We start from the raw sequence: 25,466 nt of genomic DNA on the forward strand, positions 1-25,466 counted from the left end.
GGTCGAAATCGCCCATCATGGCGGTTTTTTCACGGCATCATCTGCCCAAGTCGACCGCCATCCATTTTAGAATACTGAATTTTAATGATTAATTCTTGGCCCAGCTCTTGCAAGGTATAGGGCCTGGCTCAGAGAATTTGGTGCCAAAGCGCATCGTGGGCTCACCTAGAAGGTAGACATAGAGATGGACAATACACTTCTCATCACTCTTTCGGCTCAAAATGCCCTGCGGCGACAAATGGATGTCGCGGCAAACAATATGGCGAACGTCTCCACGGCTGGCTTCAAGTCAGAATCGGTCCTGTTTGAGCCGGTTATTCGCCGCCCCGCCTCCATCGCCGAAAGGCCCAAAACGGTTGAGTTTGTCCGCGACTATACGATTGCACGGGATTTCCGGCCTGGCGCTTTGCAGCGCACCGATAATCCGCTTGATTTCGCTTTGGCGGGCGAAGGCTATTTCACGGTCCAAACGCCGCAAGGCAATGCCTACACCCGTGACGGCCGCTTCCAAATGGACACGCAAGGCCGCATCGTAACCGGTGACGGTCGCCCCGTTCTCGACACCACTGGCCAGCCCATCATCTTAGACATTACCCAAGGCGAGCCTTTGGTCGCGAAAAATGGATCCATCCAACAAAATGGCGTGACTGTAGCCCAACTGGGCATCGCGCGCTTTGACCGCCCCGGTGCGCTCGACAAAGTCGGCGACAATCTCTGGCGGCCTACGGGCGAAGCGGCGCAAGCCGCAGCCGATCCCCAAGTCGTCCAAGGCATGATTGAGGGCTCCAATGTTGTCGCGGTGACAGAGCTCACCCGCATCATGGAAATTAGCCGCGCTTTTGAGAGCGCAACCCGCCTGCAAAAACAAACTGAGGACTTGCGTGGCCGAGCGATTGAACGTCTCGCCCGAGTTCAAACCTAATCTGACTAAAGGACCAAGCATATGCGCTCTATGAATATCGCAGCTACCGGCATGTTGGCCCAACAGCTCAATGTTGAAGTCATTTCGAACAACATCGCGAACATGAACACCACGGGCTTTAAGCGCCAACGCGCCGAGTTTCAGGATTTAATCTATCAAAACCTCGATCGTCCAGGTGCCACCACCTCGGATTCCGGCACGATTGACCCAACCGGGGTGCAGGTCGGTTACGGCGTGAAAACCGGTTCGGTGTATCGCATTGCCGAACAAGGCAGCATGACGCCGACCGACAATAAATATGACATGGCCATCAATGGCCGGGGCTATTTCCAAATCCTGATGCCGGATGGGCGAACCGCTTATACCCGCGCCGGCAATTTCTCGTCCTCGCCGACCGGGCAGATCGTGACGGGGGAAGGCTATGTGCTGCAGCCTGAAATTCAAATCCCTGATGGCGCGCTTGATTTCTCGATTTCGCCCTCCGGGCAAGTACAAGCCATCATCTCAGGCCAAACCGCGCCACAGGATTTGGGCCAGATTACGTTAGCCGGCTTTGTGAACCCAGCGGGCTTGGAAGCTTTGGGTGACAATCTGTTGGTGGAAACCGCCGCCTCAGGCCCCGCCACCATCGGCAATCCAACCGGTCCCGGTCTTGGCTCGATCAACCAGAAATATGTTGAAGCCTCTAACGTCAATCCTGTGTTTGAGATTTCCGCCCTCATCATCGCCCAACGCGCGTATGAAATGAATTCCAAAGTTATCAATGCCAGCGATGAGATGATGCAAGCCACATCTCAAGTCCTCCGGTAAGGCGTAGATGAACGCGCGCCGCCCCCTCCTCCGTTTAAGCTGGGCTTATTGGTTTGCTTTAGGCCTATTGGCTGCCCCTGTCGTGCAGGTCAGCCCCGGCTTTGCCCAATCCGCGCAAGCATTTCCCGTCTTGTCGCTGAAAGCCAACCCGCGTTCCGACAAGGCGCAAATTACCTTTGGCGATGTGTTCGACAATGCCGGAGCCTACGCCAACCAGCCGATCGCGCGCTCACCCGGCCCCGGTCAGATGGTTGTGTTTGGGGCAGCGCCCCTGCAAGCGCGCGCCCGAGCAGCGGGCTTAAACTGGCCCAATCGAGAAGGCGTCCGCCAAATCGTCGTCAATGGGCCCGGTCGGACAGATCCCCTAACCCCAATCCAGCCGACAGCGACCACGCCTGCAGTGCCCGAAGCGCGGCAGAGAGCCAGCGCATCGGCAGCCGCTGCCCGTCCAGAAGCCTTGGCCGTGCTGGGTCGCACCGTTCAGCGCGGTGAAACCATCCAAGCCGAAGACGTTGTTTGGATCGATACGCCCACGACAGCCCCACGCGATGCTTTGGCTGATCCTGAAGCTCTGATCGGCAAGACAGCCAAGCGCGTCCTACTCGCCAACACGCCGTTGCGAGCCATGGATGTGATGGACACACCCTCCGTACGACGCAACGAGCCTGTAACCCTGATCTATGAAGCCGAAGGCCTAAGATTGTCGGTGCGTGGCAAGGCGCTGGGTGATGCCGCCATCGGAGCGAGTGTCAAAGTTCTAAATCCACAATCCAAACGCGTGCTGGAAGCCATTGTCGATGGTCCGGGCACGGCCCGTGTGATGTTAAGCCAGCTTTCGGCTCGGGTACCTAATCAGAACGGAGTCAATTGATGCAAAAGTTGAGCATGATGATTTTAGCGGCCCTGACCCTGACAGGCTGTGCCTCAACCATCGAAGAAGTGCGCACGGCAGGGAAACCGCCTGAAGTGACCCCGATTGAAAACCCGGCCTATGCTGCGACGGGGCGCCGGCAAGTCGTGATGCCAATGCCAGCCCAGCAAATGAGCCAAGCCTCGTCCAATTCCTTATGGAAAGCAGGCTCGCGGCAATTCTTCAATGATCCCCGCGCCTCCAATATCGGCGACATCCTGACCGTGCTGATCCAGATCAATGATCAAGCGCAATTGAACAATTCAACGGGTCGCACACGCAAATCCACCATGGATGGCGGCGTGACCAATTTCTTTGGCTTAGAGCAAATCCCTGGAAAAGTTCTACCGGAAGGCTTTGATCCTTCGACCATGGTGGGGGCCAGCTCCAATGGCGCTTTTGCCGGCCAAGGCCAAGTGGCGCGCAATGAAAAGGTCGACATGACGGTTGCCGCCATTGTCACCCAAGTGCTGCCAAACGGCAATTTAGTTGTGGCGGGTCGCCAAGAAGTGCGCATCAACAATGAATTGCGCGAGCTTTTGGTCTCAGGGATTGTGCGGCCGCAAGATATCACCTCGGCCAATCAAGTTCGCCACACACAAATGGCTGAAGCCCGTATCTCTTACGGTGGGCGAGGCCAAATCACGGCCTATCAGCAGCCGCCAAAGGGCCAGCAAATTTTGGGAGCGATCAGCCCCTTCTAATCAGGGCTGATCGAGACCGCTCAGTCGTCGCGGTGAATACGTTCTGACCGCTCATGGCGCTCTTGGGCTTCTAAGCTCAAGGTCGCCACGGGGCGAGCCATCAGGCGGCCCAAAGAGATCGGCTCACCGGTTTCATCGCAATAGCCGTAAGAGCCATCTTCAATCCGGCGCAAAGCAGATTCGATTTTCGAGATCAGTTTGCGTTGACGGTCTCGTGCTCGCAGCTCAATGCTCTTATCGGTTTCAGCCGAAGCGCGGTCAGCCACATCTGGCAAGGAGGCGGTTTCGGTTTGCAGATGCGACAGCGTATCTTTGGAGTCGGCTAGGATCGACTCTTTCCAATCTTGCAGCTTTTTGCGGAAATACTCACGCTGCCGTTCATTCATGAACTCTTCGTCGTCGGAAGGCACATAGTCACTAGGAACACCGGTGTTTGGCATAACTATCGTCGTCATGACGTACCCCTGATTCTGCATGTGATCGATAAAGGCATCGCACGATGTCCTCGCGCTATAGTGAAGCCTGAGACGGCTCGCAAGGCGCTAGAAACATTGGGCTAGGCCCTGAACTGCTAAAAGAATTGGCAACCGACAGGAACACAAAGAGCAATCCTCAGAATCGACGACCAGACCGCCCTAAAGTGCGCGCTCGAGCTTGGCGAGTTCGACTTCAGCGCGCAGTTCCACATCATCTAAAAGCGCATTAAGGGCCGGATCATCCACAGCGTCCCGATGCTCACGCAGAGACTGAGACAAGCGCGCGACCTGTTCGCGACTAACGCCCCCACCCAGAATGGCAACACGGATCTCGTCCAATTGGTCGAGAAGGGTTGAGGAGCGGCGGGTCGCGCGACGGCGACGCTCGACCACATCATCTTCACCTTGAAGCGCCAAAAGCGCACCAACATTGGCAATGGAGGTTGCGGACATCGCGCGATTGACCTGTGCGGGTCCCCCTTCCACTTGCCCAGGCAAAACAAAGCCGGGCGCCGCACCGCCCGTGGCACGGCGGGCCCCAGAGACAGTGGAAGTAGAGGTGGGCGCGTTAACTTTCATAAACACGACTCATGGGCCGCCTCGGTTAAGACCTGATTAATGTGTGACAAAAGTTCGCGGGAGGGCGGCAGAAGGCTACCAGCACTAGGCAATGCTTGCCGATACATTGATCGGTGTGCGCGAAAGTCCGCTTCAGAAGATATTGTTTTAAATCGTTTTTATCAGACCACTTCGCGGCATGGATTTAGCATGGTCAAATCCAATGACACAGATATTTACGCCCGTATTCCGTCTTGTTTCTACCGCCCTGCTTTTGGGGCTGATCAGTCTTAGCTGTACGTGGCCGTCGCAGGCTTTGGCCCAATCTCGCATCAAGGATTTGGTGCAGATTGAAGGCGTGCGCGACAACCAGCTGATCGGCTATGGCATTGTGGTTGGCCTGCCCGGAACCGGCGATGGTCTGCGTAACTCGCCCTTCACGAAGCAAAGCTTAGAAGCCATGCTGGAGCGGATGGGCGTCAATACGCGCGAACAGAATCTGCAAACCAAGAATGTCGCTGCTGTTATGGTGACGGCCAGCCTGCCCCCCTTTGCCACCCAAGGCACACGGCTTGATATCTCGGTCTCAGCCTTTGGCGATGCGAAGAGCTTAGAGGGCGGGACCTTGCTGGTGACCCCTATGATGGGCGCAGATGGCCAAGTCTATGCGGTTGCCCAAGGTCAATTGACGGTTGGTGGCTTCACTGCGACGGGCAATTCTGGCACCAGCGTCAGCCGCGGCGTCAGCACCAATGGGCGTATTGCCAATGGTGCGCTAATCGAGCGCGAGCTTCACTTTGACCTTGCTGGACAGACTGAACTTCGCCTCGCCTTGCGCAACCCCGACTTTACCACGGCACGCCGCATCGCAAACGCGATCAACACCAATCTGGGCGTCGCAGCCGCTTCAGTCGACAATCCTTCAACGGTCGTTCTTTCAAAGCCGATTGGCTATCCAGGCGATATGGTCAATCTGATTAGCCGGGTCGAGCGCTTGACCGTGACGCCCGATCTGGTTGCCAAGATTGTCGTCGATGAAGCCTCTGGCATTGTGGTGATGGGCGATAATGTGCGCGTTTCCACGGTTGCCGTTGCCCAAGGCAATCTGACCGTCTCAGTGCAAGAGACCCCATTGGTCAGCCAGCCCAACCCGCTGAGCCAAGGCGAAACCACCGTCGTGCCACGCTCCAGCGTGACGGTTGAAGAAGATAAGGGCGACCTCACAGTTATTCGGGGGGGCGTGCCGCTGCGCGATCTGGTCGAAGGCCTCAATTCTTTAGGCGTCAACCCGCGTGACCTCATTCAAATCCTCCAGGCGCTGAAGGCCTCTGGTGCGCTGCAAGCTGACATCGAAGTGATGTAAGGGACCCAAAGAAGATGGACTCGATTGCCCCAATTATGCCCTTCGCCCAAACGCAATCCGCCTCGGTTGAAGTGTTGGGTGCGCGCGCGAAAACGCTGAAGTCAAGCGCTGAAATGGACAAGACCGCGCGTGAATTCGAACGTATGGCCTTGGCGCAAATGCTGTCCTTGATGGAAACAGACACCGATATTTCGGACTCCATGTTTGGCGGTGGTGCAGCAGAGCGGGCCTTTCGTCCATTCTTGACGGAGGAATATGCCAAGGGCTTCAGCGAACAAGGCGGGATCGGCATCGCCACTGCCGTAAAACGAGAAATGCTGAAAATCCAAGAACGTGCACAAGCAGCGGGAGTATAGATCATGACCCTAATGGCCAACGACCCCAGCGATCTTCTAGACCAATTAATCCTCTTGACGCGTCGGCTGGCCGATTTGGCAGAGAGGCAGGCGGCCTTGTTTGAAGGTAGCCGGTTCTTGGAAGCCCAATCCTTAAACGAAGAATCCGCGCGTCTGGCCAATGTCTATGCGCTGGAAAGCCGCCGGATTGCCCAAAACCCTTCCATCCTTGAAGGCGTGCCGCCCGTTCTGAAAGCCACCCTGACGGTAGAGACAGAGCGCTTTAAGGCTGCCATGGAGGCCCATGAGCGGGCCTTGGGTCGTCAACGCGCGTTGGCGGAAGGCCTAGTCCGCGCGATTGCGGAAGAAGCGGTTGCGGCTCGACCAACCCCTGTGGCTTACGGCCCTGGCGCTCAAGCCTACCGCGACACCAGCGCAGTTGCTTTGGACCGCCGGGCTTAAGCCCGAAGGTTGCCATTGCCGCCAGCCGTGTGGCGTGATCTTGAAGAATAGCGCGCCTCCCCTCGCCCCAACGGGGGAGAGGGGTCGGGGGTGAGGGGGTGTTTACGCAAGGGCGCGTTGCAAGACACTTTTACCAACTTCGAACAGCGCACTTATACACCGTGGGGGTGAAACCCTCACCCCCGTCCCCTCTCCCAGAGGGAGAGGGGCTTTCCTGAACCACACAGCAAAAAGGCCGCCCCAAGAGGCGGCCTTTGTGTTTAGAGAGGTTAGTCAGCTCAGTGCTCGACGTTGCGCCACACTTGGCGATACGAGAACCACAACAAGATGGTTAGGACCAACAAGAACGCCATCACGCCAAAGCCTGTGATCTTGCGTTGGGTCTGATGTGGCTCAGACGCCCAGCTCAAGAAAGCGACCACGTCGTGGGACATTTGGTCCACGGTTGGCTTCACGCCCTTATTGCCTTCAGTGTCCGCATAGGTCACTTGGTCATCGACCAGTGGCGGACCCATGGCAATCACGCCACCGGGCATGTACGGGTTATAGTGCTTGCCTTCCGGAATCTTCTTGTCCTTTGGCGGTGTTTGGTCATAGCCGCTCAAGAGCGAGTAGACATAGTCACCACCATTATGACGGGCCTTAATCAAAGCCGACATATCTGGCGGAACCGCCCCACCATTGGCCGCAGCTGCTTGAGCCCGGGTTTCAAATGGTGACACGAACTTGTCTGAAGGAAGACCTGGACGCTCTTCCTCATTGCCATCAGGATCAACCGCTTTCACGGTGTACGTGGCAGCAATGGCTTTGATGACCGGATTTTCGTTCGGATTTGGATATTTAGGATCGTAGAACGGGCCATGCTCATCACCGAGGTTGCGGTAATGGAGCAAATTCATGGAATGGCAGCCCGAACAGACTTCCTTATAGACTTGGAAGCCGCGTTGCAGCTGGGCCCGGTCAAAGCGACCAAATGGGCCTTCCCACGTGCCATTAACGGCCCGAGGGTGCTTCACTTCCCCAGCAGCTTGCGCGCTGCTGGTGAAGGCTACGACGGAGACAAGGCCTAAGACCCCAGCGATGAATCGGCGTGCGAAAGTTGGTTTCATAACAAAGTTCCTCATTCCGCCGGTACAGCTGCAGCAGATACGCCTGCCGACTTCTTGTGTGACTGCAGGATCGAGTCTGCAATCGACGCAGGTGGGGTTTGGGGTTTCTCAATCACGCCCAGAACAGGCAAGACGACCAAGAAATACGCGAAGTAGAAGATCGTGCAGATCAACGAGATCACCGTCCAGGGTGGTTCAGCCGGCATGGCACCACACACGGCCAGCATCAGGAAGTTCAGCACAAAGGCAAACCACCACATACGGGCCACTGGGCGATAGCGCATGGACTTGATCTTGGACGAGTCGAGCCAAGGCAGCGCGAACAAGATCAGGATCGCACCACCCATCGCGATCACGCCGCCGAACTTGGCATCGATGATCAGGATGTCGAAGGTGATGGCGCGCAAGATCGCGTAGAAGGGCAAGAGATACCATTCAGGCACGATGTGCGATGGGGTCACTTGATTGTTTGCTGGGATATAATTGTCTGGGTGACCCAAAGTGTTGGGGCCAAAGAAGACAAAGCCAGCAAAGATCAGCAAGAAGACGCAGATCGCGAACGCATCCTTGATGGTATAATAGGGGTGAAACGGCAGGGTTTCTTTCTTCACATCCTGGACTTCAACACCGGTTGGGTTGTTGTTGCCTGGCACGTGCAGTGCCCAGATGTGCAATACAACCACGCCTGCAATGACGAATGGCAGGAGGTAGTGCAGCGAGAAGAAGCGGTTCAGCGTCGCATTATCGACCGCAAAGCCACCGAGCAACCATGTCTTGATCGAGTCACCGATGAAGGGAACCGCACCCACAATGTTGGTGATCACGGTTGCGCCCCACAACGACATTTGGCCCCAAGGCAAAACGTAACCCATGAAAGCGGTGATGATCATCAACAAGAAGATGATCACGCCCAAACCCCAAAGGATTTCGCGTGGTGCCTTGTACGAGCCGTAATAGAGGCCACGGAAGATGTGGATATAGACGGCCAAGAAGAACATGCTGGCCCCGTTGGAGTGCATGAAGCGGATCAACCAACCGTAGTTGACGTCACGCATGATGCGTTCAACCGAGTTAAAGGCCATGTCGACATGCGGCACATAATGCATCGCCAGGATGATCCCGGTGATGATTTGGCTGGCCAAGCAGACCGCCAAAATGCCGCCGAACGTGTACCAATAGTTCAAGTTCTTCGGGGTTGGAAAATCGACCAGCGTGTCATTCATAAACCGCATGATCGGCAGCCGTGTATCCAACCACTTTTCGAGGTCGGACTTAGGCACATAGCTTGAAGGTCCACTCATGTTCGTATCATCCAATCTTTACGACTGTGCCGCCAGTATACAGGTACGGCGGAATATGGAGGTTTTTCGGCGCTGGGCCTAAGCGAATGCGGCCAGCGGTATCGTAGTGAGAGCCATGGCAAGGGCAGAACCAACCGCCAAATTCGCCAATGTAGCCCGCCTCGTCGACGCCGACAGGGATACAACCCAAATGGGTGCAGTTTGCTTCCATGATCAGATACTCGGGCTTGCCGGGCTGTTCATTGGATTGCATCGTGCGCTGCTCGTCCGTTTGGGGATCTTTCAGATCCGCACCATCGTCCTTTTTGCCTTGCGCAATTTCTGCAGGGGTCCGGTGACGGACAAATACTGGCTTGCCGCGCCACATGATTTTGGTCTGCGAACCTTCCGCGACTTTGGACACATCAAATTCAATCGATGCCAAAGCGCGCGTATCGGCTGCTGGATTCATTTGATTGATGAGCGGCCAAGCCAGCATGGCGGCACCGCCCGCTGCTACGGCCCCAGTCGCGACATGAATCATGTCACGCCGTGTTGGTTCTCCGGCCTCGCCGGCTACTTCATGATTGGTGGCTGACACCTTGCTACTCCCGCATTCACACACGTCTAAAAGTCGTTTACCGCTAAAAGTAGGGCGATAGTGCCTTTTGAACGTGCGACGGAACGCCGCATCTCGCGGCACCCCCTCCAAAGATGAGATTGCATAACGTGCGCCTAGCTCTCTTTCAACCAGATATCGCGCCAAATCTCGGTGCGGCCATTCGTCTTACCGCGTGCCTTGGCGTAGGGCTAGATGTCATCGAACCTTGCGGTTTTCCCTTATCAGACAAGACCTTAAAGCGCGCATCACTCGATTATGGCGACAAGTGTGACTGGCGACGCCATGATAGCTTTGCTGCATTTGCAGCAGCCACTAAGCTGAGAAATAGCAGGATTGTGTTGATTGAGACGGAGGGAAGCGCGCATTTGACCGATTTCGTCTTTGAACCGAGCGATATTTTGATGTTGGGGCGTGAAACAGAAGGGACACCAGCCGATGTCATCGCTGCTTGTCACGCCTGTGTGCGCATTCCAATGGCACACGGACTGCGATCCCTGAATGTCGTGACAGCGGGAGCTATCGCCTTAACCGAAGCCATGCGACAAACTGGCCGATGGGCGGCGCTGGATTAGCGTTGTAGGGAGGAAATCGGGACCACTTTCCCGGTACAAGAACGACAAAACGAGGGCAGTATGAGCGAGCAAGACGACCGTAAAGCACAGGCAAGAGCATGGTTTGAATCCTTGCGAGACCAGATCATGCAAGCCTTTGAAACCCTCGAAGACGAAGCAGACCCTGCGCTTTATCCCGGCAGCCCCGGCCGGTTTGTCCGCACGCCTTGGAACCGCAAGGAAGCAGGTGGTGGCGGCGGTGTGATGGGAATCATGAAGGGCCGCTTGTTTGAAAAGGTCGGCGTGCATGTCTCCACCGTCATGGGCACCTTCCCTGCAGATTATGCCAAAACCATTCCAGGTGCCTCTGAAGACCCCCGCTTTTGGGCTTCCGGCATCAGCTTGATTGCGCATATGACCAATCCGCGCGTGCCAGCCGTTCATATGAACACCCGCATGTTGGCCACAACTGAAAGCTGGTTTGGCGGTGGCGCAGATTTAACGCCTCTGATGGCCTATCAGCGGACCGACGATTTCCCCGACACCCTCACCTTCCACGCGGCCATGAAGCAGGCGTGTGATGCGCACGACCCCGCCTTTTATGCGAAGTTCAAGGATTGGTGCGACACCTATTTCTACCTACCCCACCGCGACGAGCCACGCGGCATAGGTGGCATTTTCTATGACCACCACAACACGGGTTCTTGGGACAAGGATTTTGCCTTTACCCAAGACGTCGGGCGTGCCTTTTTGTCGGTCTATCCCGAGATCGTTCGCGGCCGGATGAATGAAACGTGGACCGAGGATGAGCGTGAAGCGCAATTGATCCAACGTGGCCGCTATGTGGAGTATAATTTGCTCTATGACCGTGGCACCACCTTTGGCCTCAAGACCGGCGGCAATGTGGAGAGCATCCTGTCTTCCATGCCACCCGTGGTGAAGTGGCCTTAATTATCTGCCCAACTGAAGGCGAAACTGTAGGCTTTTCGGTTCTAGACTTGGCGGGCTTTAGCGTTTCAGGCTAAAGCGCCGCCATGATCCGCCGTCTCTTGCCCCTTCTAGTGGGCCTTTCCGCTCCTTTGTGCTTAGTGCCTGCCTTGGCCCAAGCGGCAACCCCTGCCCCCACCACGCTTGAGCGTCTGTATGACAAAGTGGCCTGTGAAGCGGCTGGCCAAAGTTTTAGCGGTGTTGATTTGCGCCAACGATTGATTGGCCAAGCCGGGCTGACCATGAATGGTGAGCTGTTAAGCGCGATTGAATCCCGCAGCTTAGGGCAATTTGCGGCACATAGTTCCGACCCTGCCGTGACGGCGTTGTTAACCGCGACCATGGCTGTGTTGTCGACACCTGCGCCAAGCGAGGCGCGCTTTACTTTGGCTAGCCAAACCGCACCCGATGCACGGGCACGCGCGATTGCTTTCCTCAATGGCGACACTGATGGGATTAGCTTGGCCTGCATCGCCACCTCACCACCGCCTCCGCCAACCCCGGCTGTCGTCGTGCCAGCAAAGGGACCAGCGCCGCACAGGCGCGGTCTGATCCTTGCCGACAGCAAGAATGACTTTATCAAGCCGCCGCGCGAACGCGGCTTTGCCACCCTTGGCTTTGAAGAGGATAAGGCCGCCGATACGCGCCTGTTGAACGCCAGCTTAGCGCTCGCCATTGAGCCGATCTTATTTGCCAAACCATCCGAGGCCACCGAGCTTCGCTGGACACCCTTTGTGCAATATAACCGCCGCGCCGCCCGATCTGGCCGCGAAGAGGTCAATGATCTAACGCTGGGCAATAGCTTTATCTTCCGCAACCCCAAACAGGCAGGCGGGGCCATTGGCTTTGGTTCCATGGCGTTTCAAACCGATGATGCGGCCAAAGCCGCTGTGTGGGTGGGCGATGCGCTGATCGACTTCCCGCGCGTCCGCCCTTGTACCCGCCGCGACGCCTTGGGCTGGGCCATGCGCTGCAACCTCTCGATTGTGGTCGATTATGCCGATGTGCAAGATCCCGGTGACAGCCAAAAGCTCGCGGAACTCGACGCCTATTTTCGCGGCGGGATGAATTTGGGATTGAGTGCCGAGCAGGACTTCGGCTTTGGCGTGATTACCATCTCCAGCAGCTATAATGGCCGCTATGATATCACCAGCCGCAAAGCTTCAGGCGGCATTTTTTCGGTCGGCGCGGGCCTGCGCCCTTCAGCGGGGTCCAATATCTCGTTGGAGACACGCTATACGCGCGGCACCACGATCAACACCTTGGTTGATGTCGACAAGATCACGCTGCGGCTGGGCTATCGGCTTTAGGCGTTGAGACCTTAATAGGCGTGGGTCTCATAGACCTTGTGGATATTGCCGCCCCATTCGCCATGATAGCGCTCTAGCAAGCGTTGAGCCGGGGTCATGCCGCTGGCCGCGATTTCGTCCAGCTCGCTCAAGAAGCCCGTTTCATCATCACCCGACGCATTCAGCTTAGCCCGAGCGCGCAAGCCTTGCCGAGCAATGGTCAACACGTCTTTCGCCACATCTTGCGCACTGCGTCCGCGAATTGGCGATTTCAGACCCAAGAAAGGCACGGTGCGGCGCAGACTCTCGCGGTCTTCTGCGGTCCAGTCCTTCACGAGCTCGAGGGCAGCCTCTGTCGCCGCATCATCATAGAGCAGGCCGACAAACAGAGCTGGCAAAGCGCATAGCCGCGACCAAGGGCCCGCATCTGCGCCGCGCATCTCCAGGAAGGTTTTTAAACGCACTTCTGGGAAGCAGGTCGTCAAATGGTCTTCCCAATCCTTCATCGTCGGCTTTTCGCCGGGCAATTCGGGCAAGCGGCCAGCCATGAAGTCGCGGAACGAACGCCCAGCCAGATTGAGATATTCGCCATTGCGCTTGGCAAAATACATCGGCACATCCAGCGCCCACTCTGCATAGCGGGCAAAGCTCATGCCCGGCTCAAACACAAACGGCAGCATACCGGTGCGGTCTGGGTCGGTATCGCTCCACACATGGGCGCGGTAGCTCAAGAAGCCATTGGTGCGACCTTCGGCAAAAGGCGAATTGGCAAACAAGGCGGTGGCGATGGGTTGCAACGCCAGCGAAGCGCGAAACTTCTTCACCATGTCGGCTTCTGAACCAAAGTCCAGATTGGTCTGCACGGTACAGGAGCGGAACATCATTTGCCGACCGAGACGGCCGACCTTGGGCATATAGTCCCGCATGATCTTATAGCGGCCCTTGGGCATCAGCGGAATTTCTTCCAAGCTGTGCAGCGGGTTAAAACCCAGCCCTAAAAAGCCAATGCCCAATTTATCGGTAACGGTGCGTACGTCGGCCAAATGGGCACCAACTTCGGTGCAGGTCTGGTGCAAATGCTCCAGCGGCGCGCCCGACAATTCAAACTGACCGCCGGGCTCCAGCGTGATCGAGGCCATGCCCTGCTTCAGGCCAATGATATCCTCGCCTTCATAAATCCCATCCCAGCCCGAAAGGGTCTTCATCCCGTCGAGAAGCGCGCGCACGCCATTGTCGCCCGCGTAAGGAACAGGCGCGTGGGTGTCTTTATAAAAGCCGAACTTCTCGTGCTCGGTCCCGATTTTCCAATCCGATTTCGGCTTTGGCCCCGCATCGAAATAGGGCAACAAATCCTCAAACGTCTCGAGGGGGCGGGAAAAATCTTCTGAATCAGCCATCACAAAGTCTCATACGACGCGTCAGTCACGTGGCTGTGAGTTAGGGCGCGTTTATGACAGGCGCAAGAAGGCCAATCGGATTTTGCCGCCTTTATGCTGTCAAGGCGTGTGCAAACTGATGGTTGACGTCGCGGTGCTTGGCTTCATCGGCCCGAACCGCCAGCACCACCTCGCGCAGTCGCGCATCGGGGGCTAGCTGCCAATAATCAATGGCGATGGCCGGTGCTGGCACATTTTCAAGTCGACCCGCATCAATCTCAGCCAGATAAGAGGTATAGCTGATCACCGCTTCTTCTTCGAAATAGCCAACCATCCGGTGGGCCGTGCGAGGGAAGAAGAGATAGAGCACAAAGAATGCGTTGAAGAACACGCCTTGCGCCAGCAGGATCAACAAGCGCTCCAGCCAGTTTGGTTTAGCGATGGCGACAAAGGTCATCAGATGCATGCGCTCGTTTTGCGACTCATCCAGCAACGTCTGAATCCAGCCATGATCGTCTTCCATGCGGCGCAGGCTGCGCATATGCACCAGCATCCCGGCCACCATACCAGGCACAGCGGCCACGGTTTCCAGCACCACCGCCCGGTGACCATAGCGCTTGGCAAAGAAGTGGTCGGCAAAGAAGCGCAACATGCGGGTCAAGCCCAAAGCCACCCGGTCTGAGAGGTCTTGTGGGGCTTGATGATATTCCAAAGGATTAGCCGTTTCAAAAGGATAACCCGACGCCGTGCTCATGACTATCTCCTACTTTTGGGCACCTGTCGCGCATAAGTGCCTCAAGGTCCAAGCAAGAGATGGGGATGGGGGCTGAAAACGAAAATGCGACGCAATGTCGCCCCCCTCCTTTGCCCCTTAAACCCAATCGCCCCAGGCGCTTTGGATCAGGGTGAGGCCCGCAAAAGTGGCCGTGTCGGCGCGCAGAATGCGTGGCCCCAAATTGACAGCGCGAACGAGAGGGCTGGCGCGCAATTTCTCCCGCTCGGCTGGCGTAAAGCCGCCCTCAGGACCTGTCAGGAGTGCGACGCGGGCGGGCTTATCGGCTAAGGCCTCGGCCACCGGCATGGCGTCGCCGGCTTCATCGGCAAACAGGATGACACGCTTTTCAGCCTTGGGATCGAGCAAGCTCATAAGTGCGACTGCGTCGAACAGCTCTGGCACAAACAAAGTACCGCATTGCTCAGACGCCTCCGCTGCCCTGCTGCGCAGGCGGTCGAGATTGAGTTTGCGCACGATGGTGCGCTCGGTCAGCACGGGGCGGATGCGCGCGACGCCAAGCTCTGTCGCCTTCTCAACAATCGTATCGGTGCGGTCGCCTTTGACCGGCGCAAACAACAGGTCGAGATCGCAGACCGGGGTTTGGGTGCGGGTCTGTTCGGCGCAGAGGGCTTCCGCGCCCTTTTTGCCAATTTGGCTTAAATGGGCCAACCATTCGCCATCGCGGCCATTGAACAACAAGATGGCTGCGCCCGCGGGCAATCGCAGGACATGGGCCAGATAATGGGCTTGGCCTGCATCCAAAGCGACCGACTGATTATGACCAAGGTCGGCGGCGACATAGAGGCGTTGGCTGGGCTTCATCATTCACTCATTTGGCTAGCCCCCTTGCGCGGGGCGAAATGTGGTGCGCACACTTCAAGCTTATGCCGGAGGAAGCAAGATGGCCAACGACAAGAAGTCCACAAAAGCTGCAAGCGATACTGCCAAGTCCAAAATGTCGGATGCCGAATTCCTCGAGCGGCTAGAGCCTCTGCAAGTCGCGCTCGTCACCACCCAGCAATGGTTGATGGAGACAGGCGCAAAAGTGTTGATCATCTTTGAAGGCCGCGATGCGGCGGGCAAGGATGGCACGATCAAACGTATGATTGAGCATATGAGTGCGCGCTCCACCCGTGTTGTGGCACTTCCTAAACCGTCAGACCGCGAAAGAACCCAATGGCATTTTCAGCGCTATGCTGCCCATTTGCCAGCCGCCGGCGAAGTCGTGATCTTCAACCGCTCTTGGTATAATCGCGGTGGGGTTGAGCCTGTCATGGGCTTTTGTACGCCCGAAGAGCACGCCGATTTCTTGCGCGATGTGGTGCCCTTTGAAACCATGTTGAGTGAATCGGGCACCCATATCATCAAGCTCTGGCTGGATATCAGCCGCGAAGAACAAGCTCGACGCCTAGAAGAACGCCGCACCGATCCGCTCGCCCGTCTCAAGATCAGCCCGCTCGATGCCGTCGCGCAGGAAAAGTGGGATGATTATACCGCTGCGCGCGACGAAATGCTCAAAGCCACCCATACCGCGCGCACCCCTTGGTATTGCGTCCGTGCCGACTCCAAAAAGCACGCCCGTCTCGCCATCATCAGCCACGTCCTGCACCAACTCGCCTGCCCAAAACTGGAAAGCCAAGTGCCCGAGGCGTCGAGCGAGCTGCTGTTTAAATTCACGGCCAAGGCGCTTAAGGAAGGGCGATTGGCGGATTGAGGGGGCCTTTGGCACGCTGTCATACCCGCCGCAGTGAAAGTGGAGCGCGGGGACCCCAAAGGACTTTGCGGCAGGAGGTCCCGGATCGACTGACGCCGTCCGGGATGACAGCGATCGGATACTTTTCCATCTGGACCCCATAGGGTGAGAACCTGTTTCACCCAGATGTCGCGCGCACTCAAACACGGGCTTTACGTATGCGGAGCCTCCGGCAAAGGCCTACCAAGCGAAAAAACGATCGACAGTATCTTTGCGCTGTTCGTGGAACGACTCACTTGTACCGCCCCAACATTTGAAGCGCTGCGCTAATCAGAGAATGGGCCAATTCGAAATTTCAATCTGACGAGGGCGAATATCGAAAGAAAGCTAATCTGGAATATCCAAATATTTCTTAGCAGTCCGAGCGCGAAGTCATCTGTTTCATCGCTGTAGCCCAATAGAATTTTGACTACAAAATAGACCAGACAGGTATTTAAAACTATTGTACCCGGAAAAAACACAAATTTAATGACCTCAACACAATGACTTACATTCACTTTTGCCCCTGGATAGAAATAATGGCCAATAACTTGTAGGCAAAATAAGTAGCAAACTGCACCAGCAGCTATCGGAATAAGATAAAGTACAAGAGCCAACCATTCAGGCAATCCAAATGAAACAACATTGGTGCTAGCCAAACAAGCGTACAGAGCGCTTGCAGGGATAAGCACGCCATATAATATTTTCTCCCAATTCTCCATCGCCTACACTTCCTCAAAATGTTTGAAAGTAGGATGTATGCAATCGCTTTAGGGCCCAGCGGTCAAGCAAAACCACACTTGAACCGAATTTCACATGGTGTTCGTCGCTACTGATCCGTCACTTGCACTCTAACCGCAGTCGCTCTCCCCTCTCCCTTTGGGAGAGGGGCTTTAAAGCTACCGCGCCTTCAAACCCTCTGGCGCAAGGTCGTTCAACACGGCGGGCAAGGCAGCAATCAAATCACTGGCAATTAGGCCGGGGCCAACCCGATTGGCCGCGGTCGCATGGATCCAAACCGCCGCGCAGGCGGCTTCAAAGGCGGGCATAGATTGCGCCAACAGGCCACCGATCAGGCCTGCCAGCACATCGCCTGTTCCTGCGCTGGCGCAAAAGGGTGTCGCCAAGTCTGACGCGGCTAAGCGACCATCGGGGGCTGCAACCCAAGTCTCGGCCCCCTTATGCACCAAGATCGCGCCTAAGGCTTGGGCAAGCTTCAAAGTTGCTTCGCCCTTCTTGTCAGACTCAAATTCACCAGCAAGACGCGTGAATTCACCGCTGTGAGGCGTCAGGATGGTTGGGGCGCTGCGCGCTTGCACGGCCTGCCATAGCCCGCCCTCGCGACCACTTTGCGCAATCAAGCTCAAGGCATCGGCATCCAACACCAAGGGTTTGGGAAAGCCCTGCACCATGTCCAGAACATCGGCGGCTTGGACATCAGTCAGCCCGAAGGCCGGGCCCAAGACTGCCGCGTCAAAGCCCACACACAGGCTGGAGAGGCTTTGAACGGGCTCACGTTCCACGATCAATCGCTCGGTCTCATGACAAGCGAGAATCTGGGTGGCCTCAGGACCTGCAATCAGGCTGACCCACCCTGCCCCCATGCGGTGACCAGCAGCCGCAGCTAGGCGCGCTGCACCGGTTTGCAGCCTACCACCGCAAATGACGGCAAGCCTCCCACGACTATGCTTATGAGAATGTGCGTTGGGCCATGGAATGGCGCGGGCCTCGTCGACACCGATCGCCAACCCTGTCATCGACGCCACCGCTTGTGAGGGAGGCGCGCCAGACATCGCCTAGCGTGTCCGCTCAAGCTCTACGCCCGAGCAAGCAGCGCCGGGAACTGCGCCGGGCTTTTCAACGCGGAGCCGGACACTCAATATCCGCGCATCGGTGAGGACGGCTTCGCAAACCTTTTCGGCAAAGGTTTCAATCAGATGCAAATGCTCGCCTGCGGCCACGGTCCGGACATGGGAAACCAAGCTGTCATAATCGACCGTCTCGGCCAGCTCATCACTGCCTGCCCGGACTGATGTACCGACTTGCACTTCCAGATCGACCACCAAAGGACGCCGCCGTCCCTTTTCATGCGCATAGACGCCGCATTCGGCCTCAACCATCAGTCCTTTGACGAAAATCTTGGTCGAGACGGCGCGGGTCGACACAGCCTCTTCGCTCTTGGCTTGGTCAGAAAACGGTTTGGCGGGTGGCTTTGCCGGGCGGCGGATCATGCCGCCTTGTCGCATCACAACGCCCAATTCAGAGGGGCCGGAAGATTTCATTCGTTGATCCCATCCACATCAGCTGTGCGCCAAATCAAGCTTTGACCGCCATCGACGGCCATGATTTGGCCTGTAACGGCTTCGGCATTTAGCAGAAAACAAACCGCTTCTACCACATCGTCGACCGGGCTGCCCGTGCCCAACAAAGTGGCATCAACTTGTTTTTGAAAATCTTCCTCAGACTGGCGAATGTTGCGCGCGGTCGGCCCCGGTGCGACGCCATTAACGCGGACGTGCGGTGCCAGGGCTTGCGCCAATGTGTGAGTTGCTGTGGCCAAAGCAGCTTTCGATAGCGTGTAAGTGAAGAATTGCGGCGTGAGCTTGAAGATGCGCTGGTCAATCAAATTAACGATGGAGCCGCTCTGCCCCGCTGGCAAAGCCGCAGCCAGATTGCGGGCCAATTCGCACGGCACCCGCACATGCACGTCAAAATGGCGATCCCAGCTGGCACGCGTGAAGTCTGAGGCTTCATCGCCTTCAAAGATAGAGGCATTATTGACGAGACCCGTGATGGGCGCGCCCGCTAGGCTGCTGGCCCGCGTGATTAGGCTGGCGACATCGGCTTCGACCAGCAAGTCTGCCTGCACCGCATAGGCTTTCGCCCCCTCTGCCCGCAGGCTTTCGGCAGCAGCCTCGGCTTGGGCGATCGAATTGCTGGCGTGAAGGATGACAGTGTGGCCCGCCTTTGCCAGCTTTTGAGCGATGGCAAGGCCAAGACGTTGGCCAGCGCCGGTCACCAATACGGTTTTAGGGTTCATCGTCATGGCGCTTAAACTAGGGCACAGAGGCTTGAAGGGCCAGCCCTTCGAGGCTGTGGAAAGTCCGCGGCGCAGTTGGCCGCTGCAAGATGGACTTTATTATCTTCTGATAAACATTTAAGGATTATAAATAGTAAATTATTATCTTAAATTTGATTACCTAATTTGGTTGCTTCCATGGATTACTTGCGAACCCTTGATGATATCTTAAGCAACCTCCCTCAGGGTATTCTTGTTCGCTGTCGCGACGAAATTTTGTATGCCAATCGAGCTGCCGCTGCGGCTTTTGGCTTTGGCTCTGCCCGCGACCTGACTGATTATCGCGCTGTGACGGGGCTGATGGGCACGTTTGTGCGGCCGCAAAAGGACCCAGAGCGCCGCTTTTCTTATTTTTCGACTGTCGATGGTGATTTGTTTTTTGCGGATGTGACGGAGCGATCAATCAACTTTCGCGGCCAGCAAGCGGTGCAAATCACGTTCAATAGCCCGCTTCACGCCGCTGACGATATGGCCGATTCACGAACCATTGTAGAGCGTTATGCGCTTGCGATGCGTCATGCAAAGATTGGCGTTTGGGATCACGACCGCGAAGCCGGCTCACATTTCTTCTCGTCATCTTGTCGCGAGATTTTGGGGCTACCTGAAACAGATGCACGGACTTATTTGTCCGTGTTTGAAGATTTGATTTATCCGGAAGACCGGCCGTTGGTGCGCGCCGCCTGTGCAAAGGCCTTTGGCGAACGCATCCCCTATCAGGCGCAATTTCGAATCATGCGGCCAACTGGCGAAGTGCGCTGGGTTTCGGTCAGTGGAACCAGCATTCATGACCGCGACGGCCTTGTTCTGCGCTTTGCCGGTACCGTCGTCGATATCAGCGATCAGAAGCAAAAAGAGCGCGAATTGATTGAGGCGCGCAAGACCGCCCTAGCGGGTCTTGAGGCCAAGAACCGCTTTGTCTCGGGTCTCAGTCATGAGTTTCGTACCCCCATTCATGCGCTCATGGCTTTGCCCCGCATCCTGAAAGAGCAGTCAAACCGGCCCGAATTGACAGATTTGGTGGAAGCGTCGGAGTTGGCTGGTGAGCAATTATTGTCGCTGGTCGACTCGGCGCTGGACCTTTCCGGCATTGATTCCGGCACAATGGACATCCGAACGAACGCCTTCCCCCTCGCAAAGACCTGTTTGACAGCGTGTGACGCCATGCAAGCGCGAACCCTGGCGCGCGGGATAGACCTTCAACTGGACATTGACCCCGCCGCACAGGCGAATTTCCTAGGTGATGAAAAACTTTTCTTACGAACACTGCAAGCCATGTTGCGCCATGCGATTGAGCGTAGTGGACCGGGTATTATGAAGATGCGCCTCAGTGCGGGCGAGAATGGCCATGGCACCTTGGTGATCCTGCAGGATGTTGGAGCCCCATATTCTAGCCACGAAGCCCGCAGCTTGTTTGAGCCATTTTCCAGCATTCAGACGCCTGACAATCCCATCACACAAAGCAACGGGATTGACTTGCCACTGGCCCGTAAGCTTGCTCGGGCGATGGGCGGCGATGTTACGATTGCAACGCGCGGCACACGCAATGGCGCGATACAATTTTATCTGCCGTTAGAGCGGGTTGCGAGTAATCTGGATGAGCCAATTGGCGCACTCGGTTCCATGCGCACTTTATGTATTCTCGTGGTAGAAGATAATCTGATTAATCAACGGATCATCGCGGTGATCCTCGAACAATTAGGCCATTCCTGTGTGATTGTAGCCGACGGTGTCATGTGTCTGGAGACGATCCAGAAGGCCCGCTTCGACGCCATTTTGATGGACTTACACATGCCCAATATGGATGGCTATCAGACGACGCGCCACATTCGGGCCTTGGAAGCCGATATGCAAGTTGTGGATTTTCCCGCTATGCCAATCATTGCATTGACAGCGGATGCGCGTCCAGAAACACGTGAAGCCGCCTTCGCGGCGGGTATGACCGGCTTTTTGAATAAGCCGATCTCCATCCCAGAACTGTACGAAGCTTTAGCTCCCATCGCAGCCGCTGCAGCCGAAGAACCCACGGCGCAAAATGGGTGAATCGGACGTCGAAACGAGATTAGTCGAGGCGCTTGAATTCAATCAGGTTCAATAAACCCATCGCACCAACGGCCAAAACGAGAGCAAGAATGGCATACATCGTGGAAACTCCTTATATCGTTGCGTGTCTCTCTAGCGGCATTGGCGCGCGACGCCAAGTCACCCTATACAAGACCGCATGCTAAAGTTTTTGCGCAAAGTTGTGATGCATACGTGGTTTCGCCTGAGCCGTGGGGCAACCCTTGGCGTGCGAATCCTTGCCATTGATGACCAAGGCCGCGTCTGCTTGGTGCGCCACACCTATTTGCCCGGCTGGCATCTGCCCGGTGGCGGGGTAGAACGGGGGGAGCATGCGTTGGATGCGGCCATCAAAGAAGCACGCGAAGAGGCAGGTCTGATTATTCGACCAGAAGACCTGCGCCTGATGTCCATTCACACCAATTTTGCCTATTTCAAAGGCGACCATGTCCTCTTGTATCGCGCCAATGCTTGGACGATTGAGACAACCGACCGTGCCCATGAAATCGCCGAGCACGGCTTTTTCTCGATCACCGATTTGCCGCCCGGCACGACAGCCAGCACCCAACGCCGTTTAGCAGAAGCCCAAGGTGGCCCTAGTTTGCTGACTTGGTAGCCGCGACTGGCGCTTTTGCGGCAGCCTCTGCATCGATCAAATCTTGAACTTGCTTGTAGAAGACGTCACGGGCTGCGCCTTCTGGCCCATCGGTCGCACGTGTCCAATTGGCGTTAGAAGCAATCACAAGTTTGCGCTTGGGATCGATAAAAATGCCTTGCCCGAAAATGCCCTGCGCCGCGACGCTGCCATCGTCATAGGTCCACCATTGATAGCCATAGCCACGCCCCGGCTCGCCATAATACATCTTCTTGGTGGTCGCTTTGGCAAACCAATCGGCGGGGACAACTTGGGTGTCGCCAATCTTACCGCCTGCCAGCACAAATAGCCCCATACGCGCATAGTCACGCGTGGCCATTTGCAAGCAACAGCCCGCGATTTCTTGACCCGTGCTATTGAGAATCCATGTTGCCTGCTGCTCCATGCCAAATGGCTTCCAGAGCTTCTCGGACAAATAGGTGGCAAGCGGCTTCTTGGTGGCAGAACTCACCAGAATGCCGACCAGATTCGTCTCGCCCGTATTATAGTTCCAAAAAGTACCCGGTGCATGGGCGCGGGGGAGCTTGCGCATATAGCTGGTGGTGGCATCTAAGCCTGCGTCAGCCTTGGCATTATTGAATTTTGCCACGTCCGAATTTGGGTCTTCATAATCCTCATTCCACGACACGCCTGAAGACATGGTGAGCAATTGCTCCACCGTGACATCATCATAGGCCGAGCCTTTAAGGCCTGGAATATAGGTTGAAACCTTATCAGACAGGCTCTTGATATAGCCGTCTTGAATGGCAGCCCCCACCAAGGTGGAGGTGTAGGATTTGGCCACAGAGAAACTTGTCCAGCGCCCCGCGGCATCAAAACCTAAGCCATATTTCTCAAACCGGACTTTGCCGTCTTGGAGGATGACGATACCAGAAGAGCGCTGGCCCTGCATATAAGCGTCGATATTTGGGATCGCTAAGGGTGTACCAACCGGAAGATCAGAGGCCTTGGGGCCAGCCTCGACCACATGGCTTTTAGCCAAGAATTCCAGCCGGTCCATCGCACGAAAAGCGGCATCACGTTGCGGGATAGACCAGAACAACACGTCCCGATTGGTCGGCAAATGCGCCAGCGCCCCTTTGGTTTCTTTGTCCAAGCCATTGTAGGCAAATGCGCCAGCCCCAACCAACACAAGTGCCGCGATCCCCAAAGCTGGGGCCAAGAAACCTTTTTTCATGACGTCTCCTATGAGAGTTTGCCGCGCACCAGAGCGTCATAGGTGGTGACCATGTCCTCACACACGCGACCTGGTTGGTAGTAAATGCCTGCGATCTCTTTGACCGGCGTCACTTCGGCGGCTGTGCCTGTGATGAAGCATTCCGAGAAATTGCCTAATTCTTCTGGCATGATGGTGCGTTCAACCACTTCATAGCCTTTTTCCCGCGCAAGACGGATCACCGTCTGCCGCGTGATGCCATTGAGGAAGCAATCTGGCACAGGAGTATGGATGGCTCCGTCCTGAATAAAGAAGATATTGGCACCGGTTGCCTCGGCCACATGGCCGCGCCAATCGAGCATCAAGGCGTCAGCATAGCCTTCCGCTTCTGCGGCATGTTTGGAATCGGTACAGATCATATAAAGACCTGCTGCCTTGGCTTCGCAGGGTGCCGTCTTTGGATCAGGCCGACGCCATTTCGCATGGGTGACGCGGATACCGCTCATCTTGTCAGCAAAATAATTGCCCCATTCCCAAACAGCGACAGCGGCGCGGATGGTGCTTTGTTGTGCCGACACACCCATCATCTCACTGCCGCGCCACATGACCGGGCGGATGTAGCAATTCTCAAAGCCATTACGTGCCATGGCTTCCGCTTTCGCGGCCTCAATGTCTGCGACGGTGAAGGCTGGCTTCATGCCTAAAATCTCCGCCGAGCGGAACAAGCGCTCCGTATGGCGCAGGCTTTCAAAGATTTGGCCGTCATAGGCGCGCTCGCCCTCAAAGATCGACGAGCCATAGTGCAGACCATGGGTTAGAACATGTACTTTCGCCTCGCGCCAAGGCTTAAATTCGCCGTCCATCCAGATCCAGCCGTCGCGATCGTCATAAGGAATGAAAGTCATGTGTCTTGTGCCTAGTTCAGTGTATAGGGTTGTCAAAGCTTCACAGTCGGTGGGCTTGAACCCAAATGCGATGAGACGCAATCTCTCGGACCAGCCATGACTGTCAACACCTTACCGAATGCTTTTGCCAGATCAAGCAGCGCCGCCGCCGGCGGGCCGCGTCTTTATTTGCGTGAGGATGAGCTCGACCTTGGCGTTTCCTTGATTTTCAAGGCAGGTGATTTGTTGAAGGCCGCTACCGAAGCACAGCGGCAACAGCATGATCTTTCTTGGGCCGAAGCGCGTTGCCTGTGCGAATTATTGGGTCACCCCCTGCCCGTGCTGAAACTTGCGGCCGAACTGGGCTTAAGCAAACAAGCGATGCTGAAGACGCTGGACGGACTGGAGGGGCGCGCTTGGCTTAACCGCACAGAGGATTCGCGCGATGCGCGGCGCAAGATTGTCCATCTCACCGCGCAAGGGGCCGCAGTCGCAACCGAATTGGCTCTGGCCATGCGTACGCGCCTCGCTGCCGCTTACCGCCTTGCCGGCAGTGAAGCCGTGGCGGGGTGCGATAAAGTCCTCTCGACGCTGACAGAATCGACTGCCACGCAGACCGCTAACGCGCCAGCCAGCGTGACCTCTTCCCCCAAACCGAATAGAGCCCCCTGATGGCCCCCCGCGCCCACGCCGAACATCCTGCCCATCTTCTCGTCGTCGATGATGATGATCGCATCCGCAGCCTATTGAAGCGCTATCTCAGTGGCCTTGGCTATTCGGTGACGGAAGCTTCCGATGCCGCCAGCGCACGCAAGCTGATGGATGCGTTGATGTTCGATCTCGTCATTTTAGACGTCATGATGCCGGGCGAAGACGGCGTCTCGCTCACGCGATCTGTTCGCGGCGAGCGCGATACGCCAATCATCCTCTTGACCGCTTTGGGCGACCCTAGCCACCGGATTGAGGGCCTGACAGCCGGCGCTGATGATTATCTCGGCAAGCCGTTTGAACCCGAAGAATTGGCCTTGCGCGTGGCCGCGATTCTCAAACGTGCCCGCCCAGCGCCTGCGGCCGACCTGCTCTTGTTGGGCTCTGCCACTTGGAACACCTCCAAAGCCGAACTTCGACGCGATGGGGTCTTGGTGCGTTTGACCGACGCAGAAAAGGACCTGTTGGCCGCACTGGCGGCCCGGCCTGGTGCTACCATTACGCGGGAGGAATTGGCCCGCAAAGCTGGCGTCACCGTGGAGCGCTCCATCGATGTGCAAGTCACCCGTCTGCGGCGCAAATTGGAAGATGATCCGGCTGAGCCGCATTATCTGCAAACCGTGCGCGGTCTTGGCTATCGGTTGATGCATGATGCGTAGGATTGT

General features: G+C 56.4%; 28 protein-coding genes. 15 read left to right on the plus strand and 13 right to left on the minus strand.

The features are described from left to right. The first annotated feature begins 184 nt into the window (after window positions 1-184). From flgF to flgH, 4 genes are read left to right on the plus strand one after another with little or no spacing between them, the layout of a single operon-like run. A complete protein-coding gene (flgF, locus tag ACOVRA_RS07580; RefSeq protein ID WP_421719758.1) occupies window positions 185-922 on the plus strand; it encodes a flagellar basal-body rod protein FlgF in 738 nt (245 codons plus the stop codon). A gap of 21 nt (window positions 923-943) precedes the next feature. Next, window positions 944-1,732, plus strand: coding sequence for a flagellar basal-body rod protein FlgG (gene flgG / locus ACOVRA_RS07585; RefSeq protein WP_421719759.1), 789 nt, complete (start codon window positions 944-946; stop codon window positions 1,730-1,732). A gap of 7 nt (window positions 1,733-1,739) precedes the next feature. Further along, window positions 1,740-2,603 carry a flagellar basal body P-ring formation chaperone FlgA gene (flgA, locus tag ACOVRA_RS07590; protein WP_421719760.1) on the plus strand — a complete coding sequence of 288 codons (864 nt, stop codon included), beginning with the start codon at window positions 1,740-1,742 and terminating at the stop codon, window positions 2,601-2,603. Continuing rightward, window positions 2,603-3,346: a flagellar basal body L-ring protein FlgH gene (flgH, locus tag ACOVRA_RS07595; protein WP_421719761.1), complete on the plus strand. Its 744-nt coding sequence runs from the start codon at window positions 2,603-2,605 to the stop codon at window positions 3,344-3,346. Before flgA ends, flgH begins: the two co-directional genes overlap by 1 nt. A gap of 20 nt (window positions 3,347-3,366) precedes the next feature. Here flgH and dksA read toward each other — a convergent pair whose 3' ends face one another. Both dksA and ACOVRA_RS07605 read right to left on the minus strand, forming a co-directional pair. Then, on the minus strand, window positions 3,367-3,786 hold the full coding sequence (dksA, locus tag ACOVRA_RS07600; RefSeq protein ID WP_290807523.1) for an RNA polymerase-binding protein DksA: 420 nt from the start codon (window positions 3,784-3,786) through the stop codon (window positions 3,367-3,369). 195 nt (window positions 3,787-3,981) lie between these two features. After that, the gene (locus ACOVRA_RS07605; RefSeq protein WP_290807484.1) at window positions 3,982-4,401 is read right to left on the minus strand and encodes a flagellar assembly protein FliX; all 420 of its coding nucleotides are present in this window, start codon (window positions 4,399-4,401) and stop codon (window positions 3,982-3,984) included. Window positions 4,402-4,603: 202 nt separating this feature from the next. Here ACOVRA_RS07605 and ACOVRA_RS07610 point away from each other — a divergent pair, with 202 nt between their 5' ends. From ACOVRA_RS07610 to ACOVRA_RS07620, 3 genes are read left to right on the plus strand one after another with little or no spacing between them, the layout of a single operon-like run. Continuing rightward, window positions 4,604-5,743, plus strand: a complete 1,140-nt coding sequence (locus ACOVRA_RS07610; RefSeq protein ID WP_421719762.1) for a flagellar basal body P-ring protein FlgI — start codon at window positions 4,604-4,606, stop codon at window positions 5,741-5,743. Between the two features lie 14 nt (window positions 5,744-5,757). Then, window positions 5,758-6,099 carry a rod-binding protein gene (locus ACOVRA_RS07615; RefSeq protein ID WP_298230711.1) on the plus strand — a complete coding sequence of 114 codons (342 nt, stop codon included), beginning with the start codon at window positions 5,758-5,760 and terminating at the stop codon, window positions 6,097-6,099. Window positions 6,100-6,102: 3 nt separating this feature from the next. Further along, window positions 6,103-6,540 (plus strand): flagellar basal body protein, encoded by a 438-nt coding sequence (locus ACOVRA_RS07620; protein ID WP_290807487.1) that lies wholly within the window; start codon window positions 6,103-6,105, stop codon window positions 6,538-6,540. Window positions 6,541-6,818: 278 nt separating this feature from the next. Here ACOVRA_RS07620 and ACOVRA_RS07625 read toward each other — a convergent pair whose 3' ends face one another. From ACOVRA_RS07625 to petA, 3 genes are read right to left on the minus strand one after another with little or no spacing between them, the layout of a single operon-like run. After that, window positions 6,819-7,649, minus strand: coding sequence for a cytochrome c1 (locus tag ACOVRA_RS07625; protein ID WP_421719764.1), 831 nt, complete (start codon window positions 7,647-7,649; stop codon window positions 6,819-6,821). Window positions 7,650-7,660: 11 nt separating this feature from the next. Further along, entirely contained in the window at window positions 7,661-8,950 is a 1,290-nt protein-coding gene (locus tag ACOVRA_RS07630; protein WP_290807489.1) for a cytochrome b, read from the minus strand. Between the two features lie 7 nt (window positions 8,951-8,957). Further along, a complete protein-coding gene (gene petA / locus ACOVRA_RS07635; RefSeq protein WP_290807490.1) occupies window positions 8,958-9,530 on the minus strand; it encodes a ubiquinol-cytochrome c reductase iron-sulfur subunit in 573 nt (190 codons plus the stop codon). Window positions 9,531-9,658: 128 nt separating this feature from the next. Between petA and ACOVRA_RS07640 the strand changes: the two genes are divergently transcribed. The 3 genes from ACOVRA_RS07640 (at window position 9,659) to ACOVRA_RS07650 (ending at window position 12,399) form a co-directional block, all read left to right on the plus strand. Next, on the plus strand, window positions 9,659-10,123 hold the full coding sequence (locus ACOVRA_RS07640) for a tRNA (cytidine(34)-2'-O)-methyltransferase (protein ID WP_290807491.1): 465 nt from the start codon (window positions 9,659-9,661) through the stop codon (window positions 10,121-10,123). A 60-nt stretch (window positions 10,124-10,183) separates the two neighbouring features. Next, complete coding sequence (gene hemF, locus ACOVRA_RS07645; RefSeq protein WP_421719766.1) at window positions 10,184-11,053, plus strand: oxygen-dependent coproporphyrinogen oxidase; 870 nt, start codon at window positions 10,184-10,186, stop codon at window positions 11,051-11,053. 83 nt (window positions 11,054-11,136) lie between these two features. Next, window positions 11,137-12,399 carry a hypothetical protein gene (locus tag ACOVRA_RS07650; RefSeq protein ID WP_421719767.1) on the plus strand — a complete coding sequence of 421 codons (1,263 nt, stop codon included), beginning with the start codon at window positions 11,137-11,139 and terminating at the stop codon, window positions 12,397-12,399. Between the two features lie 11 nt (window positions 12,400-12,410). On the opposite strand, the gene ACOVRA_RS07655 is transcribed toward ACOVRA_RS07650, so the two are convergent. The 3 genes from ACOVRA_RS07655 to ACOVRA_RS07665 form a co-directional block, all read right to left on the minus strand. Beyond that, entirely contained in the window at window positions 12,411-13,775 is a 1,365-nt protein-coding gene (locus ACOVRA_RS07655) for a glutamate--cysteine ligase (RefSeq protein WP_421719768.1), read from the minus strand. Between the two features lie 91 nt (window positions 13,776-13,866). Next, entirely contained in the window at window positions 13,867-14,508 is a 642-nt protein-coding gene (locus tag ACOVRA_RS07660; RefSeq protein ID WP_298230702.1) for an alternative oxidase, read from the minus strand. A gap of 117 nt (window positions 14,509-14,625) precedes the next feature. Then, on the minus strand, window positions 14,626-15,354 hold the full coding sequence (locus ACOVRA_RS07665; protein WP_421719769.1) for a 16S rRNA (uracil(1498)-N(3))-methyltransferase: 729 nt from the start codon (window positions 15,352-15,354) through the stop codon (window positions 14,626-14,628). Between the two features lie 130 nt (window positions 15,355-15,484). Between ACOVRA_RS07665 and ppk2 the strand changes: the two genes are divergently transcribed. Continuing rightward, window positions 15,485-16,243 carry a polyphosphate kinase 2 gene (gene ppk2, locus ACOVRA_RS07670; protein WP_298230730.1) on the plus strand — a complete coding sequence of 253 codons (759 nt, stop codon included), beginning with the start codon at window positions 15,485-15,487 and terminating at the stop codon, window positions 16,241-16,243. A 917-nt stretch (window positions 16,244-17,160) separates the two neighbouring features. Here ppk2 and ACOVRA_RS07675 read toward each other — a convergent pair. Genes ACOVRA_RS07675 through ACOVRA_RS07685 form a run of 3 tightly spaced genes read right to left on the minus strand, consistent with a single transcriptional unit; the run spans window position 17,161 to window position 19,301 of the window. Further along, on the minus strand, window positions 17,161-18,018 hold the full coding sequence (locus ACOVRA_RS07675; RefSeq protein WP_421719770.1) for an NAD(P)H-hydrate dehydratase: 858 nt from the start codon (window positions 18,016-18,018) through the stop codon (window positions 17,161-17,163). 39 nt (window positions 18,019-18,057) lie between these two features. Continuing rightward, window positions 18,058-18,543, minus strand: coding sequence for a dihydroneopterin aldolase (gene folB / locus ACOVRA_RS07680; RefSeq protein ID WP_421719771.1), 486 nt, complete (start codon window positions 18,541-18,543; stop codon window positions 18,058-18,060). Next, on the minus strand, window positions 18,540-19,301 hold the full coding sequence (locus ACOVRA_RS07685; RefSeq protein WP_421719772.1) for an SDR family oxidoreductase: 762 nt from the start codon (window positions 19,299-19,301) through the stop codon (window positions 18,540-18,542). The genes folB and ACOVRA_RS07685 overlap by 4 nt, the downstream gene beginning before the upstream one ends. A gap of 177 nt (window positions 19,302-19,478) precedes the next feature. Here ACOVRA_RS07685 and ACOVRA_RS07690 point away from each other — a divergent pair, with 177 nt between their 5' ends. Continuing rightward, on the plus strand, window positions 19,479-21,380 hold the full coding sequence (locus tag ACOVRA_RS07690) for a response regulator (protein ID WP_421719773.1): 1,902 nt from the start codon (window positions 19,479-19,481) through the stop codon (window positions 21,378-21,380). 178 nt (window positions 21,381-21,558) lie between these two features. After that, a complete protein-coding gene (locus ACOVRA_RS07695; RefSeq protein WP_421719774.1) occupies window positions 21,559-22,014 on the plus strand; it encodes an NUDIX domain-containing protein in 456 nt (151 codons plus the stop codon). Here the strand turns inward: ACOVRA_RS07695 and ACOVRA_RS07700 are convergent. Beyond that, window positions 21,995-23,230, minus strand: a complete 1,236-nt coding sequence (locus ACOVRA_RS07700) for a serine hydrolase domain-containing protein (protein ID WP_421719775.1) — start codon at window positions 23,228-23,230, stop codon at window positions 21,995-21,997. The genes ACOVRA_RS07695 and ACOVRA_RS07700 overlap by 20 nt on opposite strands. An 8-nt stretch (window positions 23,231-23,238) precedes the next feature. Then, window positions 23,239-24,114 (minus strand): branched-chain amino acid aminotransferase, encoded by an 876-nt coding sequence (locus ACOVRA_RS07705; RefSeq protein ID WP_290807511.1) that lies wholly within the window; start codon window positions 24,112-24,114, stop codon window positions 23,239-23,241. Window positions 24,115-24,210: 96 nt separating this feature from the next. Here ACOVRA_RS07705 and ACOVRA_RS07710 point away from each other — a divergent pair, with 96 nt between their 5' ends. Continuing rightward, complete coding sequence (locus tag ACOVRA_RS07710) at window positions 24,211-24,765, plus strand: MarR family winged helix-turn-helix transcriptional regulator (protein ID WP_421719776.1); 555 nt, start codon at window positions 24,211-24,213, stop codon at window positions 24,763-24,765. Further along, entirely contained in the window at window positions 24,765-25,460 is a 696-nt protein-coding gene (locus tag ACOVRA_RS07715; protein WP_421719777.1) for a response regulator, read from the plus strand. Before ACOVRA_RS07710 ends, ACOVRA_RS07715 begins: the two co-directional genes overlap by 1 nt. Window positions 25,461-25,466: the final 6 nt, after the last annotated feature.

This window comes from Aquidulcibacter sp. (assembly GCF_049239865.1).
Classification (GTDB): domain Bacteria; phylum Pseudomonadota; class Alphaproteobacteria; order Caulobacterales; family Aquidulcibacteraceae; genus Aquidulcibacter.